The sequence below is a fragment of the Micromonospora sp. NPDC048935 genome, from assembly GCF_043197875.1.
GTDB lineage: Bacteria > Actinomycetota > Actinomycetes > Mycobacteriales > Micromonosporaceae > Micromonospora.
Window position 1 is genome coordinate 264,303 of sequence record NZ_JBICTZ010000001.1, and the last position, 12,728, is coordinate 277,030.

Consider the following 12,728-nt stretch of genomic DNA (forward strand, 5'->3'; position numbering starts at 1 on the left):
CAACCGGCGTCCGAGTCGCCTGTCCGCGAATACGCCGTCCCGGTCGGCGCACGAACTGATCTCGCGGGCGGCCGAAAACCCGGCGGTGGCCCCGGTGAACAGCCCCTACCGGCCGCGCCGCAGTGTCACCCGGAACGTGGTCTGACATGGCCCGGGTGGTCGGCATCAACGACAGCAAGAACATGCGCGAGGTTGAGAAGATCCGCGCCGACCTGGACAAGCCGGCACCGAAGCCGCAGCCCAGCCCCAGCAGGTAGCACCCCGCCGGCCCCGTCGAGGGGGCGGAGCCGGCACACCCAACCAAGCCTGATTTATCCTGATCTAGGGAGATTCACCATGTTCGCCAACGCGACCAGCCGCCGTCTCGCCCGCGCCACCCGCACCACCGTTCCCGTCGAGATCGCCGACGACGCCGGCACCGTCACCACGTTCCGGCCCGCCCGCCGCCCGGCCCGACGCAACATCGAGCAGGCCGCCATCCGCGCCTCACAGATGGGGCTGAGCTTCTGATGGCCGCCAATCTGACCGGACCGCAGCACGTCAAGGAGGCGCTTCGCCTCGCCGAGCAGGCCGAGCAGCCCACCTGGGACGGGGTCAACCGCCCGTCCGACGAGCAGCGGTACCGGATGTTGATGCGCGCGCACCTGCACGCCAACCTCGCCCGCACCGCCGCGATGGTCGACAGCCACCACTACAGCGACGGGTCGGTCAGGCAGGACGGCGACACGCGCCGCGCCTGGCACCAAACGTTCTCCGTCAAGCCGTAACCCACCAGCCTGCACGTGAGCCTCCCGGGTTCGGCCATCACGTCCGAGCCCGGGTGCGGGGTCACCGCAGACCAGCAGCCCAACAGCAGGGAGTCCTACATGCGCCAATTCTTCATCGCCTACCAGTACGAGCGGTCCGAGCCGGGCGGAATTCGCATCGGCCTCGCCAACTGCATTCAGCGGTTCGCGTTCCATCCGCTGACCGACCCGGGTCGCGCCGGTGCGGAGATTGCCGCCGCCGCGGGCATCGAAGCAGCGATCGTCATCAACGTGCAGGCCGTGCCTTGCAACGACTTTTGATGCCTGTTCCAGGCACACCACCCCCGCCGAAGCCCACCCCGTGGCCGCCCGGCGGCGGGCACATCTAACCCACCACAGGGAGACACCAATGACCGACACCGTGTCCACCCCCAACTACAGCAGCGTCCGCGACGACCTGCGCACCCAACTCGCCCGGGTTGACACGAAAGCCCTCGGCCTGTCCGCAATCAACCTCGGTGCCATCGGTCTGCTCGGCGCGGTCGTCGTGCAAGCCAACACCCCCAATGGGGTTCGTGTCGGCGCGGGGGCGGGGCTCGCGGTGGTGCTGTGGTCGCTGTGGTTCCTGCTCGCCGCGGTCGCCCCCAACCTGACCGGGAATCACGGCTTCGTGGCGTACGCCCGCGCGAACACCCCCGCCGACCTGGATGCGGCGATCGTCGCCGACCAGGCCGACCAGCGGCGGGAGATTCGTTGGCTTTCGAGCACGGTCAAGCGGAAGTACCAGTCCGTTGGCAGCGCGGTCCGCGGGCTCATGTACGCGCCAGTGGTTGCCGTGCTGGTTGGGGTCGTCTGCACGTCGGCCGTCTTCCTGCTCCGGTAGTCAACCGAAGGCGGCATTCACCGCTGCTGGCGGCGATCAAAAGCCCACAACCCCAGAACACAACCTGAGGAGCACCCACATGAGCAACCAGAGCACCCCCAGCAACCCGGCGATCAGCGCCATCACCCGCACCGCAGACCTGCGTGACGCCGACCGGGCCCAAGCCGACGCCGCGTGGGCGACCACCGAAAAGATGCGGCAGGAGTTGCTGGCCAAGGCCCGCGAGTTGCGCGCCAAGCACCAGCAGTAGCTGACGGCGGGGTGCGGCTGCCCTGAGAAGCCACCGCACCCCGCCCTGATCCCCAACCAGAGATCACACCCGGCAGGGGCACCACCCCCACGCCGGGCCAGCCAACCCCCCGAAGGAGGCCACCATGGCCAAGGGTAGGAGCACCAGCAGCGACAACACCAGCACCAGCACCAACGACCGTGCGATTGCCCGCACGGCGGCGAACCAGGCACTGCCGTACACCGACCCCCGGGCCACCTACCCGAGGGCGTTGGAGTACCAGCAGCGCATCCGTGACGGCGCCGCCCGCCGGGGTGCGCAGTGACCGCGAACACGCCGCGCGCCGAGGTGGGCGACAAGGGCCGCTTCGACGGTTTCCCAGGTCGCACCAACACCAGTGGTGGCAGCACCCGGTGGGTGGACGGCGAGTACGTCACCGACCATTCGGCCACGTCCACCCCGACCAGCCGGTTCGTGCGCACCCCGGGTGGCAAGTCGTGACCGCCCGAGAGCAGGTTGACGCCCTCGGTGCCTCGCAGGTTCGGTGCCTCCTGTGTGCCCACGCCCCGTGTGACTGCCCGACGTTCGGTACGCCCGAGTACCTGGCGTTGGTCAACCGGCTGCACGGCACCAGCTTCGGCGGCCGGCAGTGACCGCAGGCGAGCAGGGTGCGGGGGTGGCCGGTGACGGTCGCCCCCGCACCACCCGGCAGGTCGACTACGAGCCCGCGCCCACCGTCTGCCCGGTCTGCTTGACCGACCTGAACACCACCCAGTCCTGCCCCCTGAACTGCCTGACCCGTGAGGACGCAAACCGATGACCCCAGCACTGCTCACCGCCGCCCCTGCCCGCCTTCACCGCCGGCACACACCGCCCGCCCCTGGCCGGGTGCACATCGCTCAGGCCGACCGGATTCGCCGGCAACTCGCCAAGAACGAGGCCGTCACCGTCGCCATCACCGGCATGGGCCGGGGCTGGTTTGTGCTGTCCGTTGGCGACGGCACGTACGAGGTGTGGCGGGACCGCAGTGCGCTCACCGTCGCGTGGACTGACGTCCCCGTCGCCGGCATCTGAGACTGGCTGTCATGCCGTTCAACCGCGCCCCGCAGCTCTGCTGGCTGGTCCTCGCTGAGGGTGACTGGCTGGGCTGTGGGGCGACGGTCGACGACGCCGTGTGGCTTGCCGCGAAGGTGTGGGCGCAGGAGATCGCCGGTGGTGCCGTGCCGGACGGGCCGCCGTATCTGTCGCAGGCGGTGGAGTTGTGTGTGGAGTTGCGGTGCGCGGGGTGCGGTGGGGTGTTCACGGACCCGTTGACGGGTGGGCCGGCGCACGGCGAGTCTGAGGTGGCGGTGGTGGCGTTGGCGGGCGAGCACGGCTGGGTGGGGGAGCGGTGCCCGGCGTGCGTTGCTGCGGAGGGGACGCCTTAACCCGGCTTCTTGGGTGGCCTGCCCCGAGCCGTGGTCGGCTTGAACGCAGCAAGGCGCTTGAGCATGGCTGCGGGGTTCTGGTTGACCAACTCCATGCACGCGGACACGAACTCGGTCATGGTCCACCCGTTGGCGTCGAGTGTCTTCTTGGTGCGTTCTTGCAGCTCGTCGCCGGGGCGGATGCCCATGGCCTTGTTTCGGTGTCGGTCGCCGGGCGGTCTGGGGTCGGTCATGAAGAAAGTGTGCCATGTGGCTAGCCATTAATCCACAGGGGCGCTACTATATGGATAGCCACTTACCGAGGGAGTCAAGATGCGTCGCACGATCACCGACACCGCCGACCGCCTCCGCAACACCGACACCCTGACGGTCGACGGCAAGCCGGCGCTGATCCTCAACATCGACGACGCCGCCACCCCCGCCCGCCCGGCGCGGCTCGCGCTGACCGTCAGCGACCCCCACGGCTGCCTTGCCGACCTCAACGCCGGCTACGTCACCTACCTCGACGCGGGCGACACCGTCACCTTCGAGCCCGGCAGCACCCACCTCGCCGACGTGGCCGGACGGCGCCCCGGCGGTCCGACCGACGGCCAGATCGCCGGGATCCTCGCGTTTGAGTCCGCCAACCCGATCGGTCGCGTCACCTCCTACACCCTGTTCTCGGACGAGGCCATCGAGCAGCGGCGCGCGGAACTCGCCGCCGAGCGGGCCGCGAACCCGGTCACCAACGAGAGCGTCCGCGCGATGCTCGCCGACCTGCACCGCTGACCACAACACCAGAGCGTGGCCCCGCTCCCGTGAGGGATCGACCGGCTGAGAGGTCACAGCCTCAAAAGCGCCGGTCAGACTGCGGGCTTCCGAAGCTCCCCTGGGGAGCGGGGCCACCCCAACACCGCACACGGAGGAGTCGAGATGCCACGCAAGGCCACCCGCCCCATCTGCGAGGGCTGCCGCACCTGGCTCGACGCCCCGGGTGTCACCCCCAGCACCAAGAAGGCTGGCTACTGCACCGATTGCGCCCCCGACAAGGTGACGCACCTCGTGCTTGCCGGTGACTTCGACACCTTCTGCGGCACGTCGATGCGGATCGTGAACGACGACAACGACGCCGACGCCACGGTTTACGACGCCCTGTTCGGCTCCAACCACACCAACTGCCTCAACTGCGCCCGTGTCCTGCGTGACCGCAACAAGCGCCGCTGAGCACCCCGCCGGTCGGCCGCAGGAGGCCGCGCAGCCCGGACGTCATGGTCCGGACCGGCGACAACAGCCGAGGGCACCACACCGCAACCCGACCAGCAGCAGGGAGCAGCGACATGGCGATCCGAGCCGACATCATCCGCGAGGCCATTGACCAGATGCGCAACGACCCTGACCCGCGCTGGCAGGCCGTTGCCGACTTGCTTGGTGGGGGGCCACTCAGCTACGCCAGCCTGCTTGACCGCAACCCCACCCAACGTCCGTCCGACTATCCGGACGCGGACCGCGCTGTCGCTGTCGCCACGGCATACCTCGCCCGCTAACTCGTGAGCCGTCCTCCGACCAGCAGCAAGGAGCCACCACGATGAGCACCAAGCAGCCAGCCGACCTTCCTGAGGGCAGCATCGTCGCCAACAACACGATCGCCCTGTTCCGTGTCCTGTCCGGCATTGGTGTGGTGTGGAGAGGCACCGACGGCCGCCGCTACGACGATGCCTCGGTCGACGAGCTGCTGTCCGGCGGTGCTGTCGTTCTGCGTGATGGTTTCAGCGCCTAACCGTCGTCTACGCCCACGACCCGACCAGCAGCAGGGAGAACCAAAATGGACGCCCAGACGCACACCCCCAGCACGCCGACAGGCGTTGACGCCGACGGAATCCCGATCCACGCCGGCACGACCCCGTCCGAGTGCTGCTGCGTTGACCCGGGCCAGCCTCACACGCTGTCCTGCGAGAACGTCACCCCGGCGCAGGCACTCGCGTTCATCAACCGCCGCTGACCAGCCACAAGGAGCGCGACATGCCGACCACAAAGCCTGGACGGGTCATCCGCCTGCGTGACCGCGAGTGGACGTTGCAGCGGCTCGGCGGGTACATGCCGTGGCAGGTCACCCACCTGCCCACCCAGGTCGTGTTCCGCGACTCGTCCGAGGCGGACGCCCGCCGGCAGATCAAGAACGGGTGGTACGGCCGGAAGGTCGCCGACCGGATGCGCCCCGAACCGCCGTCACGACGGGACTGGTGGCAGGACCCCATCACCGGTGTGTGGCACCTGTGGAAGGGCGGCATGTTCGATTGGACGTGCTGGGTGCACGACCGGGTGTGTGACCCGTTGAAGCCGATCACCGCCGACGACATTCTGCGCATGGCCGCCCGGGACGGCTCGGTCGACGACGACGTGTTCGTGGTGCTGCGGCAGGCCGCCGAAAACCGGTCCATCGACCTGAACACCGACCCGAAGGGGTGATCACCGTGGCCAACACCATTCGTATCCCGTTCGACCAGGGTGCCGTGATGTGCGACCGGGACCAGCTCGCCACCGCGATCCTGCTCCGCATGGAGCACAACGGGAATCAGCGGGCGATCCGGGCTGCCCTCATCGAACAGCACAACATCAACCCGTCGGACGCCACCTACCTGACCGTCGCCGCCCGCATCTGCGCCGAGCGCGGCATCGAGCCCTGAGGAGCGCCGCCATGCATGTTGTGCACAGCCCGGAGCAGTTGATGGCGTGGAAACGTGTCGACGTGGAAGCCCTCGTCGGCAAGCACATCAGCTTGCGCACCGCAGACGACTACCAGTTGTACTGGTGCGACCCGCACGGCTACCGGGGTGCCTGGACGGAGATGGGCGGCGGTGTTGTCACCAGCGCCACCCTGGACGACCGGGGCGAGCAAGTCACTGTCACATACACCGACGGGTCGTGGACGTACTGGCTTGCCGGGCAGGCCGTTTGCGTCACTGTTACCGGCTCGGAGAGGGGCTGACCATGTCAAAGCCGTATGCGACCTCGCTGATGCCCGTCGGCACCGTCATCGAGGAACCCGACGGCACCACCTACAAGAAGATCATCGACTCCCGGCGTGACTCGTTCCCGTGGGTCACCGCAGACGGGGGCGAATACGGGGACGAGCGGATGGCGCACCTGCTGGACGACGGTGCTGAGTTGGTGGAGGAGTGGTGACCATGCCGCACGAGACGAAGACCGCCAAGGATCTGCCCGCAGGGGCGGAGGTGACCGGACGGCACACCGTGTGGGTGAAGGGCCGGCCCGGCCACGTTGAGTGCTGGACAGCGTCCACCGGCGGGCACCTGTCCGACGGCACCATCGACCGACTGCTGTCCGAAGGCGCGTCCATCACCCGCGTGCCCACCGGCACCCACGTCAAGGAGCAGACCGCGTGAACGTGTACACCCTGCAACCTCGCGTCGCCCCGCCCACCCAGGCGATCCGTGACGCCCTCAAACTGCCCGCCCACACCACCCACGTGCGGTGGCTGATCGCCGCCGACAACCACAACTGGGTTGTCTACCAGCTGCGGCAGCGGGGCTGGCCGGACATGCCCACCACCCAGACCGGGGTGCACCTCGCCCACGGGCGTGACGTGGATGCGCTCGCTGGTGCCGGCCTGCTCGCAGAGCGGGCGGTACTCGTCACCCCCGACATCCTGGTCGGTTCCGGTTTGGTGGTGGCCGCGGTGGATGCGGGCGGTGCTGTACGGCCGATTGGAACGCTTGACCGCAGCGTCACCGCCGTTCGGTTCACCTCTGCCGGCCATTCCTGCTCGAACTGTGAGGGCGTCGACCCGGCGTCGTGCCTGTTCAACGCGAAGGAGAAGTGACATGACCGACCGCATGATCAGCGCCGCCGTTCAGCACGCTCTCGACCGCGCCGACACCGCGGACAAGCTCGCCCAGGCGGCGTGGCTGCGCGGCGACCGGGACACCGCCCAGGCGACGGCCGCGGTGCGCGACGCCCACGACACCGCCGCAGCGACCATCGGCGCACTCGCGTCCAGCAGGGCGGCCGACCGTGGCTGACCTGATTCGCGCCGCCGACTTCAACAACGCCGACCCGACCCCCGACCCCGACACCTGGACCGTGGATGGGATGCGCGCCGCTATCACCCATCTCGCCCGGCGGCCTGTCGACCTCACCCGGCGAGGACTCAAACGGCCCATCGTTGAGCGGCAGGTGCAGCTCGTTGACGCCTACCTGTACATGGGCAGGGAGCGGGTGACGATGGAGTGGCAGCGTAACGGCGAGCCGCATCGCACCTCCGTCCACCTGGACGAAGTCCTGTCGATCGAACTGGCGGCCGACCGTGGCTGACCGTCGACTGCCGTACGCGCGCACCCTCGCCGTGCTGCGCATCCTGTCCTGGCCGTACCGGTACCCACCGCTGAGCTGGCTCGTCGCGCTCACCGACTGGCTGGCCGCCACCAGCCGGCGGATGAACGTCACCATCGCCATGTCCCTGTTGACCGTCGTCACCTCGATCGCCTGGAAGGTTGCCCATGGTTGAGCAAACCGACCTGACGTTGCCGCTCACACCCGCGAGGCTCGGCCGTGCGGTCGACGAGATCGTGGAGCGCGCCTTCCCCACACCCCGGCAGGAGTTGTGCATGCCGGTGGGGGAGATGGTGCGCGCGTTGACCGCGCTGTGTGGGAAGGCGGTGCAGCTCGCCTACGACGACGCCGCTGGCATCGCCAAAAACGCGCGTGAACGCCTCGCCCGGTACCTGTGCCTCCGCTCCGTAGGTTCGAACTGGGCTGCCGAGATGAGTAAGGCGTGGGACCGGGGTGAGGTCGACCGCGACCGATGGCAGGCCGAAGCCGACGAACTGCTCGCCGTCATCACCGGACAGGACCAGCCGTGACCGACTCCACCGCCGACCTACCCACCCTGCTTGGGCTGGCGTCCACCGGCACCACCAGCGTGCACGCAGCCTGGCTGGACGGTAGGCCCACCCTCTGCGACCGCACCGCCGTGCGGTGGCTACCCGGCCGGGCTCGTGCCGCCGTGACGTGCAGGTCGTGTCGCAGCCGGTACGAACGGATGCGGTGGGGTGCCAATGACTGGGCACCACCGATCAGCGTGACCGAGATGGTCGACGCGGGTTATCTCATCACCGGACAGGAGAACTGACATGTTCTGAGGGAGGGGCTGCCGATGAAGCGTGTAGACACCGCCGCCCTGCGGTTCTGGGCGCTCATAGGTGCGGGCCTGCTCGGATGCGGGTTTTGTGTGTGGACGGATCCGTTGAACTGGATTGCGTGGGTGTTCGGGTTGGCGTTTCTGCTCGGGATGATGGGTAGGGCTGGCCGCCGTTAGTTGTGCGGGGTGGCCGGCTTTGCTGTGTCGGCTTCCATCACCTTCTTGCTATCCGACGGATAGCGCGGTAGGCGCTGAGTATGGGTGGCGTCGTATGCACACCACGGGTTGAGGCGAGGAATGCCGTGCACCTTCTGACCTAGTTCGCGAAACGGGCCGGACTGACCGCCTTTAACACGGACAAACCGACCTGGGTCAGCGCTGCGCCGGTCGGCTTCGTCGCTTTTGCTCACTGGACACCCAGTTATGGCCACCGCATGTATAGGCGAAGCCCAACGACGAAGAGAGCCAGCGACCCCGGCACTGTGCCGGGGTCGCTGCTCGTTGAGAGGAGACCGACTTGACCAACCACGCCCCACGCCGACGCAACCGCACGCAGCCCAACTCCCACATCGGAGCCGACCGGATGGCCGCCGGGATTGGACTCGGCGCTGCACTGGTACGGCTCGCCGCCGAGATCGTTCGGGCCAGCAGCGGCCAGTAGTTGAGCACGAAGCCGCCCACCCTGAGCATCAGCAGCGGCGGGCGGCTTCGTCGTGAGCCATCAGACGGGCTGCTCCGGCAGGCTGAACCCTTCGCGCAACAGCCAGTTGCCCAACGCGTCCCCGCCTTCCCTGTCGAGCAGAGACGCCACGTAGCTACCCGGACGGTCGATCGGATTCTCTGACCGCTGCCGCAGCGCGTCGTAGATGGCGTTCGTGGGGAACGTGCCCCGGTTCCAGTCCTTGACGCCCTGCGACATGATCCGTTCGCCAAGGGTGGCCCGGAAGTCGTCACGGTCATTGAGGTACCAGTTGCCTCGCTGCTGCGGGATCGTCGGCTGATCGTCCACGGCAGCAGGTTGTGAATCGAAGTCACCCGCCCCGGAAGGAGCGAAGCGAGTGGAGGGGGAGCGATTCACTTCTGTGCAGGGTCGATCTAGTTCACCTTGATGTAGTTGTGGTTGTTCTAGTTCGTGTGCGCTCTGGCTCACTACGGTGGTGTGCTGTGGAGCACCAGGGGTGGTGTGCTGTGGAGCACTACCCTCAGCGGCCTCTTTCTTCGGCCAAGAGACGCACAGCAGCGTGTACCGGTTGGTGTCGTTGACGTTCCTCTGCTCGTTGCGGCGGCACTCTTTCTCGACCAACCCAGTGTCGATCAGCTCCGCGATGTAGCGGTCGACGGCACGAGCGTTCTTGAGGTTCATCCGCTTGGCGAGGTTGGACCGTGAAGGCCACACGTGCGAGTCGCCACGCTGGTAGTTGATGTGCGTCAGCAGCAGCGCGTACAGGTAGGCGGCGTTGACGGTCAGCTTTCCTGCCGCAACGAGGTCGAGCAGTTCAACGGGGAGCCGGACGTGTAGGTCCGGGGGAGGGGTGGCGGTCATCGCACACCACCGGGTCGCACAGACGTGCGCAACGAGTAGACTCGTAGGCTGGACATGGGTCGCCTCCACGCGGCGATCAGGGCCCGGCGCGAAGGTGCTACCAACACCTGCCGGGCCCGTTCTGTATTTGTCGTCCCCAATCCTACCGGGTGTCCGGATCTTGCTGACCAACGCCAATGCCCTGACCGGCGGCCGGTATGATCGGCGTGCAGGGCGCTCCCGGGATGTGCGCTCCGCACCGCCTTACGGCCCCGTCACAAGCGGGGCCGTTCGTGCATCCGGGGGCCGTATCCTGGTTGTGGCTCCGTTCTCACTACCGGGAAACCGCACGGCCGAAAGCGACAGCGGGTGAAATCGCCGAACAGGGCGAGAGGTGCGTTCCCGCCGAGGTAGGAGGAGCCGACCCGCACGACGAAGCCCCGGCCGTCACCGGTCCGGGGCTTCACTCACCAGCGGCACTTCGCAAGGCGTCCAGCCTGGGGCCGCCCTAGGCCAGCCGCATAGTGACGGTGACCTCTCCCGTAAACGGGTCTTCGATCGAGTGCTCTGTGGCGTGCCCGACCACCGGACTCGGGTTCACGGCTCGGTGAATCCGCCATGCGACCTCGCCTACAAGTTTCAGCTCATCTTCCTCAGCCTGAGGCAGGCGCGGCTCGGGCGGGCCATCCATGGCGTCCATCTGCTGATTATCGCGCAAGGGGGCAGCAGAAAGCCCCGGACGCCTGCCGAGGTTCGGCATCCGTCCGGGGCTCAACGCAGCTTTGCAGGGCTGCACCACCAGCCTACGGCAGCAGCACGTCCCGCCACCGCCACGCCAGTTCGAGACACCCCGCGCCGGCAGGGGCGACCTTCCCCGAGTCGAGTAGCCCGCGCACCCCGTCCTGCGTGAACGCGTACCGCTCGGCGACAACCTGGCCCTCGTCGTTGCGGTCCACGAAGTCAGCAGCGAGGGAGTCGAACACGTCGGCGTCGACCACCAGCACCGTCAGGATCTCCCCGACCAGGGTCAGCGCGTCCAACGCAACACCCAGGCAGTGCACCGACAGGCGCCCGTCGGCCCGCGCCTCATCGAGCTGCGCGAACGGCCCCGACGCGTAGTCGACCGGCCGGCCGTGCCCGTCGCACTCCGGCATGCCCAGCAGTTCCTCGGAGAACTCGCGTTGGATGTTGCGCCACAGGTCGAAGTCCAGGGCGCGGGCGGCGGGCAGGATCGACGACGGTTGGAAGATGCCGCTGGGGATGACTTGGAGCATGCCGCCGGCTGCCGCCACGGCGCGTGGATCCCTGCGGTGCATCAAGAACTCAGCGGAGTCGCCGTCACGGCGGATCGTCAACGTCGAGATGGCGGGCATCACCGGGCGGCGGGCGCACACGAACGGGTTGCCGATCAGCCGCCGGTACGGCAGGTCCCGCATGTGCGGGTGTGCCGACGGTTGGCCGTCCGCGTCTAACGCCACGTACGCCAACTCGTGGGCGGTCGGTTCGAACACGTCCACGGCGCTGAAGTAGGTCGTCTCCCCGAACGACATCGCCCCCGCGCTGGGCGACCAGTCGACGCCGAGCATCCGCCACGACAGGCGATCCTCAAACAACCGCGGCGGCGCCAGGTCCCTGACGGCACGCGTGTACCGGTCGTACGAGCGGGACAACGTCAGGTCCGGTAGCGACCGAGCTGCCTCCCGCTCCGTCCCATCCAACGCAGGCTCCGGTGCGCCCGGAACCTTCGTCACGGTGATGTCCGCCAAGTCCACGGGCGCATCCGGGATCCAACCCGGGCCGGCAATCAGTCCGGTGTCGCCCAGGCGGTGCTCCGGGTACAAGTCGGCGGCCACCTGCGACAGGCGGTGCCGGTTCTGGTTCAGCAGCGTGCGGGTTGCCTTCCACTGGTCCTGCGAGTCGCGCACTCGCGGGTCCTGCTCGACGTCTGGCATGAAGTCCTCTGCGCTCGACCGTTGACGGGGAAGCAGCGCCGGGCCCGCAGTGATCCCCAGGTCGGCCACAGCCACCCCGAACACCCGCGCCAGCTCGCGCCGATACCGCAAGGAAGGGGGCACCTCGCCCCGCTCCCACCGACCCACATGCGCCTCAGTGACCGCCGGCCCGATCTGGTCGGCGACGTCCCGCTGCGTCCACGACCGTTCCTCGCGCAGGGCGCGAATCCGGTTCGGTGCGTCAGTGGTGTTCATGCTTGCCGCTCCCCGGTGGCTGTCGCAGCGTCACCCACACACCAGCGTATGACCATCCACCGATCATGCGGGCGGGCTGGTGTGCGGATGGGCTGCTCGTGGCGTTCCTGCGACGTGTCGCCCGGATCACGCTGGCATCAGCACGGCAGGCAGTCATCAGGAGGTGAGGGGAGTGCGTCAGGTCGGGTCTTCGGAGTCGCCGTGGAAGGCGCGGCGCCGCTCGTCCAGCAGCCGGATCACGTCGGCTGGGTTGCACTCGCGCTGCGGCTTCTGGGGTGCGCCGGGGATCTTCCGGTGGCCGATCACCCCGGCTTTCACCAGCGTGTGGACCTTCGTTCGGCCCATGCCGAGCAGGGTGGCAACAGTGCCGGTCTTCAACCACTCGCCAGCACGTACCCGGCGTTCAAGGTCGGCGACCTCGTCTTGTGGGCGCTTGGCGCGCTGTTCGTCCCCCATCACCACTGCTCTCAGCCGCTGGAATTTGCGGTGAGCGTACCCACCGTTCGAGGTGTTCGCGATCACCGCCGTGGCCATTGATGCTCTTCCGCTCCGATCGTGCTAGTGTTCAATCTGTTCG

The 12,728-nt window shown here is 68.1% G+C and carries 33 protein-coding genes; 28 read left to right on the top strand and 5 right to left on the bottom strand.

Features of this window, described 5'->3' with window-relative positions:
* Positions 1-336 precede the first annotated feature (336 nt).
* The 11 genes from ACGFIW_RS01385 to ACGFIW_RS01435 all read left to right on the top strand — a co-directional run bounded on the left by ACGFIW_RS01385 (position 337) and on the right by ACGFIW_RS01435 (position 3,285).
* A complete protein-coding gene (locus tag ACGFIW_RS01385; protein WP_393310357.1) occupies positions 337-510 on the top strand; it encodes a hypothetical protein in 174 nt (57 codons plus the stop codon).
* Positions 510-767: a hypothetical protein gene (locus ACGFIW_RS01390; RefSeq protein ID WP_393310358.1), complete on the top strand. Its 258-nt coding sequence runs from the start codon at positions 510-512 to the stop codon at positions 765-767. Before ACGFIW_RS01385 ends, ACGFIW_RS01390 begins: the two co-directional genes overlap by 1 nt.
* Positions 768-866: 99 nt before the next feature.
* On the top strand, positions 867-1,067 hold the full coding sequence (locus ACGFIW_RS01395) for a hypothetical protein (RefSeq protein WP_393310359.1): 201 nt from the start codon (positions 867-869) through the stop codon (positions 1,065-1,067).
* Between the two features lie 88 nt (positions 1,068-1,155).
* Positions 1,156-1,629, top strand: coding sequence for a Pycsar system effector family protein (locus ACGFIW_RS01400; protein ID WP_393310360.1), 474 nt, complete (start codon positions 1,156-1,158; stop codon positions 1,627-1,629).
* Between the two features lie 79 nt (positions 1,630-1,708).
* Positions 1,709-1,879 (top strand): hypothetical protein, encoded by a 171-nt coding sequence (locus ACGFIW_RS01405; RefSeq protein WP_393310361.1) that lies wholly within the window; start codon positions 1,709-1,711, stop codon positions 1,877-1,879.
* A 124-nt stretch (positions 1,880-2,003) separates the two neighbouring features.
* The gene (locus tag ACGFIW_RS01410) at positions 2,004-2,183 is read left to right on the top strand and encodes a hypothetical protein (protein ID WP_393310362.1); all 180 of its coding nucleotides are present in this window, start codon (positions 2,004-2,006) and stop codon (positions 2,181-2,183) included.
* On the top strand, positions 2,180-2,359 hold the full coding sequence (locus tag ACGFIW_RS01415) for a hypothetical protein (protein WP_393310363.1): 180 nt from the start codon (positions 2,180-2,182) through the stop codon (positions 2,357-2,359). The genes ACGFIW_RS01410 and ACGFIW_RS01415 overlap by 4 nt, the downstream gene beginning before the upstream one ends.
* A complete protein-coding gene (locus tag ACGFIW_RS01420; protein ID WP_393310364.1) occupies positions 2,356-2,511 on the top strand; it encodes a hypothetical protein in 156 nt (51 codons plus the stop codon). The genes ACGFIW_RS01415 and ACGFIW_RS01420 overlap by 4 nt, the downstream gene beginning before the upstream one ends.
* 23 nt (positions 2,512-2,534) lie before the next feature.
* Positions 2,535-2,678: a hypothetical protein gene (locus ACGFIW_RS01425; RefSeq protein WP_393310365.1), complete on the top strand. Its 144-nt coding sequence runs from the start codon at positions 2,535-2,537 to the stop codon at positions 2,676-2,678.
* A complete protein-coding gene (locus tag ACGFIW_RS01430; RefSeq protein WP_393310366.1) occupies positions 2,675-2,932 on the top strand; it encodes a hypothetical protein in 258 nt (85 codons plus the stop codon). Before ACGFIW_RS01425 ends, ACGFIW_RS01430 begins: the two co-directional genes overlap by 4 nt.
* 11 nt (positions 2,933-2,943) lie before the next feature.
* The gene (locus ACGFIW_RS01435) at positions 2,944-3,285 is read left to right on the top strand and encodes a hypothetical protein (protein WP_393310367.1); all 342 of its coding nucleotides are present in this window, start codon (positions 2,944-2,946) and stop codon (positions 3,283-3,285) included.
* Here ACGFIW_RS01435 and ACGFIW_RS01440 read toward each other — a convergent pair.
* Positions 3,282-3,518: a hypothetical protein gene (locus ACGFIW_RS01440; protein ID WP_393310368.1), complete on the bottom strand. Its 237-nt coding sequence runs from the start codon at positions 3,516-3,518 to the stop codon at positions 3,282-3,284. The two genes, ACGFIW_RS01435 and ACGFIW_RS01440, sit on opposite strands and share 4 nt — an antisense overlap.
* A 79-nt stretch (positions 3,519-3,597) precedes the next feature.
* Between ACGFIW_RS01440 and ACGFIW_RS01445 the strand changes: the two genes are divergently transcribed.
* The 17 genes from ACGFIW_RS01445 (at position 3,598) to ACGFIW_RS01525 (ending at position 9,083) form a co-directional block, all read left to right on the top strand.
* Positions 3,598-4,053: a hypothetical protein gene (locus ACGFIW_RS01445; RefSeq protein WP_393310369.1), complete on the top strand. Its 456-nt coding sequence runs from the start codon at positions 3,598-3,600 to the stop codon at positions 4,051-4,053.
* Positions 4,054-4,197: 144 nt separating this feature from the next.
* Complete coding sequence (locus ACGFIW_RS01450) at positions 4,198-4,488, top strand: hypothetical protein (RefSeq protein WP_393310370.1); 291 nt, start codon at positions 4,198-4,200, stop codon at positions 4,486-4,488.
* Positions 4,489-4,601: 113 nt separating this feature from the next.
* Complete coding sequence (locus ACGFIW_RS01455) at positions 4,602-4,808, top strand: hypothetical protein (RefSeq protein ID WP_393310371.1); 207 nt, start codon at positions 4,602-4,604, stop codon at positions 4,806-4,808.
* Between the two features lie 41 nt (positions 4,809-4,849).
* Entirely contained in the window at positions 4,850-5,041 is a 192-nt protein-coding gene (locus ACGFIW_RS01460; protein WP_393310372.1) for a hypothetical protein, read from the top strand.
* Positions 5,042-5,086: 45 nt separating this feature from the next.
* Positions 5,087-5,263 (top strand): hypothetical protein, encoded by a 177-nt coding sequence (locus ACGFIW_RS01465; protein ID WP_393310373.1) that lies wholly within the window; start codon positions 5,087-5,089, stop codon positions 5,261-5,263.
* Positions 5,264-5,283: 20 nt separating this feature from the next.
* On the top strand, positions 5,284-5,730 hold the full coding sequence (locus ACGFIW_RS01470) for a hypothetical protein (RefSeq protein ID WP_393310374.1): 447 nt from the start codon (positions 5,284-5,286) through the stop codon (positions 5,728-5,730).
* A 5-nt stretch (positions 5,731-5,735) separates the two neighbouring features.
* Positions 5,736-5,948: a hypothetical protein gene (locus ACGFIW_RS01475; RefSeq protein ID WP_393310375.1), complete on the top strand. Its 213-nt coding sequence runs from the start codon at positions 5,736-5,738 to the stop codon at positions 5,946-5,948.
* Positions 5,949-5,959: 11 nt separating this feature from the next.
* On the top strand, positions 5,960-6,250 hold the full coding sequence (locus ACGFIW_RS01480; protein WP_393310376.1) for a hypothetical protein: 291 nt from the start codon (positions 5,960-5,962) through the stop codon (positions 6,248-6,250).
* A gap of 2 nt (positions 6,251-6,252) precedes the next feature.
* Positions 6,253-6,447 (top strand): hypothetical protein, encoded by a 195-nt coding sequence (locus ACGFIW_RS01485; RefSeq protein WP_393310377.1) that lies wholly within the window; start codon positions 6,253-6,255, stop codon positions 6,445-6,447.
* Entirely contained in the window at positions 6,444-6,668 is a 225-nt protein-coding gene (locus ACGFIW_RS01490; RefSeq protein WP_393310378.1) for a hypothetical protein, read from the top strand. Before ACGFIW_RS01485 ends, ACGFIW_RS01490 begins: the two co-directional genes overlap by 4 nt.
* Positions 6,665-7,105: a hypothetical protein gene (locus ACGFIW_RS01495; protein WP_393310379.1), complete on the top strand. Its 441-nt coding sequence runs from the start codon at positions 6,665-6,667 to the stop codon at positions 7,103-7,105. Before ACGFIW_RS01490 ends, ACGFIW_RS01495 begins: the two co-directional genes overlap by 4 nt.
* Position 7,106: 1 nt before the next feature.
* On the top strand, positions 7,107-7,304 hold the full coding sequence (locus ACGFIW_RS01500; protein WP_393310380.1) for a hypothetical protein: 198 nt from the start codon (positions 7,107-7,109) through the stop codon (positions 7,302-7,304).
* Positions 7,297-7,596, top strand: a complete 300-nt coding sequence (locus ACGFIW_RS01505; protein WP_393310381.1) for a hypothetical protein — start codon at positions 7,297-7,299, stop codon at positions 7,594-7,596. The genes ACGFIW_RS01500 and ACGFIW_RS01505 overlap by 8 nt, the downstream gene beginning before the upstream one ends.
* Positions 7,589-7,789, top strand: coding sequence for a hypothetical protein (locus ACGFIW_RS01510; RefSeq protein WP_393310382.1), 201 nt, complete (start codon positions 7,589-7,591; stop codon positions 7,787-7,789). The genes ACGFIW_RS01505 and ACGFIW_RS01510 overlap by 8 nt, the downstream gene beginning before the upstream one ends.
* Positions 7,782-8,144, top strand: coding sequence for a hypothetical protein (locus ACGFIW_RS01515; protein ID WP_393310383.1), 363 nt, complete (start codon positions 7,782-7,784; stop codon positions 8,142-8,144). The genes ACGFIW_RS01510 and ACGFIW_RS01515 overlap by 8 nt, the downstream gene beginning before the upstream one ends.
* Positions 8,141-8,413 carry a hypothetical protein gene (locus ACGFIW_RS01520; RefSeq protein WP_393310384.1) on the top strand — a complete coding sequence of 91 codons (273 nt, stop codon included), beginning with the start codon at positions 8,141-8,143 and terminating at the stop codon, positions 8,411-8,413. The genes ACGFIW_RS01515 and ACGFIW_RS01520 overlap by 4 nt, the downstream gene beginning before the upstream one ends.
* A gap of 526 nt (positions 8,414-8,939) precedes the next feature.
* Complete coding sequence (locus ACGFIW_RS01525; RefSeq protein WP_393310385.1) at positions 8,940-9,083, top strand: hypothetical protein; 144 nt, start codon at positions 8,940-8,942, stop codon at positions 9,081-9,083.
* Positions 9,084-9,143: 60 nt separating this feature from the next.
* On the opposite strand, the gene ACGFIW_RS01530 is transcribed toward ACGFIW_RS01525, so the two are convergent.
* The 4 genes from ACGFIW_RS01530 to ACGFIW_RS01545 form a co-directional block, all read right to left on the bottom strand.
* Positions 9,144-9,965 carry a hypothetical protein gene (locus ACGFIW_RS01530; protein WP_393310386.1) on the bottom strand — a complete coding sequence of 274 codons (822 nt, stop codon included), beginning with the start codon at positions 9,963-9,965 and terminating at the stop codon, positions 9,144-9,146.
* A gap of 487 nt (positions 9,966-10,452) precedes the next feature.
* Entirely contained in the window at positions 10,453-10,644 is a 192-nt protein-coding gene (locus tag ACGFIW_RS01535; RefSeq protein WP_393310387.1) for a hypothetical protein, read from the bottom strand.
* Positions 10,645-10,747: 103 nt separating this feature from the next.
* On the bottom strand, positions 10,748-12,151 hold the full coding sequence (locus tag ACGFIW_RS01540) for a helix-turn-helix transcriptional regulator (RefSeq protein WP_393310388.1): 1,404 nt from the start codon (positions 12,149-12,151) through the stop codon (positions 10,748-10,750).
* Between the two features lie 177 nt (positions 12,152-12,328).
* Positions 12,329-12,685, bottom strand: coding sequence for a hypothetical protein (locus tag ACGFIW_RS01545; RefSeq protein WP_393310389.1), 357 nt, complete (start codon positions 12,683-12,685; stop codon positions 12,329-12,331).
* Positions 12,686-12,728 lie beyond the last annotated feature (43 nt).

Coding starts and splice junctions, on each gene's coding strand:
- ACGFIW_RS01460 (WP_393310372.1), top strand. CDS start 4,850: ATGAGCACCAAGCAGCCAGCCGACCTTCCTGAGGGCAGCATCGTCGCC.
- ACGFIW_RS01515 (WP_393310383.1), top strand. CDS start 7,782: ATGGTTGAGCAAACCGACCTGACGTTGCCGCTCACACCCGCGAGGCTC.
- ACGFIW_RS01400 (WP_393310360.1), top strand. CDS start 1,156: ATGACCGACACCGTGTCCACCCCCAACTACAGCAGCGTCCGCGACGAC.
- ACGFIW_RS01450 (WP_393310370.1), top strand. CDS start 4,198: ATGCCACGCAAGGCCACCCGCCCCATCTGCGAGGGCTGCCGCACCTGG.
- ACGFIW_RS01430 (WP_393310366.1), top strand. CDS start 2,675: ATGACCCCAGCACTGCTCACCGCCGCCCCTGCCCGCCTTCACCGCCGG.
- ACGFIW_RS01440 (WP_393310368.1), bottom strand. CDS start 3,518: ATGACCGACCCCAGACCGCCCGGCGACCGACACCGAAACAAGGCCATG.
- ACGFIW_RS01445 (WP_393310369.1), top strand. CDS start 3,598: ATGCGTCGCACGATCACCGACACCGCCGACCGCCTCCGCAACACCGAC.
- ACGFIW_RS01545 (WP_393310389.1), bottom strand. CDS start 12,685: ATGGCCACGGCGGTGATCGCGAACACCTCGAACGGTGGGTACGCTCAC.
- ACGFIW_RS01390 (WP_393310358.1), top strand. CDS start 510: ATGGCCGCCAATCTGACCGGACCGCAGCACGTCAAGGAGGCGCTTCGC.
- ACGFIW_RS01480 (WP_393310376.1), top strand. CDS start 5,960: ATGCATGTTGTGCACAGCCCGGAGCAGTTGATGGCGTGGAAACGTGTC.
- ACGFIW_RS01500 (WP_393310380.1), top strand. CDS start 7,107: ATGACCGACCGCATGATCAGCGCCGCCGTTCAGCACGCTCTCGACCGC.
- ACGFIW_RS01405 (WP_393310361.1), top strand. CDS start 1,709: ATGAGCAACCAGAGCACCCCCAGCAACCCGGCGATCAGCGCCATCACC.
- ACGFIW_RS01385 (WP_393310357.1), top strand. CDS start 337: ATGTTCGCCAACGCGACCAGCCGCCGTCTCGCCCGCGCCACCCGCACC.
- ACGFIW_RS01530 (WP_393310386.1), bottom strand. CDS start 9,965: ATGACCGCCACCCCTCCCCCGGACCTACACGTCCGGCTCCCCGTTGAA.
- ACGFIW_RS01465 (WP_393310373.1), top strand. CDS start 5,087: ATGGACGCCCAGACGCACACCCCCAGCACGCCGACAGGCGTTGACGCC.
- ACGFIW_RS01485 (WP_393310377.1), top strand. CDS start 6,253: ATGTCAAAGCCGTATGCGACCTCGCTGATGCCCGTCGGCACCGTCATC.
- ACGFIW_RS01435 (WP_393310367.1), top strand. CDS start 2,944: ATGCCGTTCAACCGCGCCCCGCAGCTCTGCTGGCTGGTCCTCGCTGAG.
- ACGFIW_RS01535 (WP_393310387.1), bottom strand. CDS start 10,644: ATGGACGCCATGGATGGCCCGCCCGAGCCGCGCCTGCCTCAGGCTGAG.
- ACGFIW_RS01455 (WP_393310371.1), top strand. CDS start 4,602: ATGGCGATCCGAGCCGACATCATCCGCGAGGCCATTGACCAGATGCGC.
- ACGFIW_RS01395 (WP_393310359.1), top strand. CDS start 867: ATGCGCCAATTCTTCATCGCCTACCAGTACGAGCGGTCCGAGCCGGGC.
- ACGFIW_RS01540 (WP_393310388.1), bottom strand. CDS start 12,151: ATGAACACCACTGACGCACCGAACCGGATTCGCGCCCTGCGCGAGGAA.
- ACGFIW_RS01470 (WP_393310374.1), top strand. CDS start 5,284: ATGCCGACCACAAAGCCTGGACGGGTCATCCGCCTGCGTGACCGCGAG.
- ACGFIW_RS01410 (WP_393310362.1), top strand. CDS start 2,004: ATGGCCAAGGGTAGGAGCACCAGCAGCGACAACACCAGCACCAGCACC.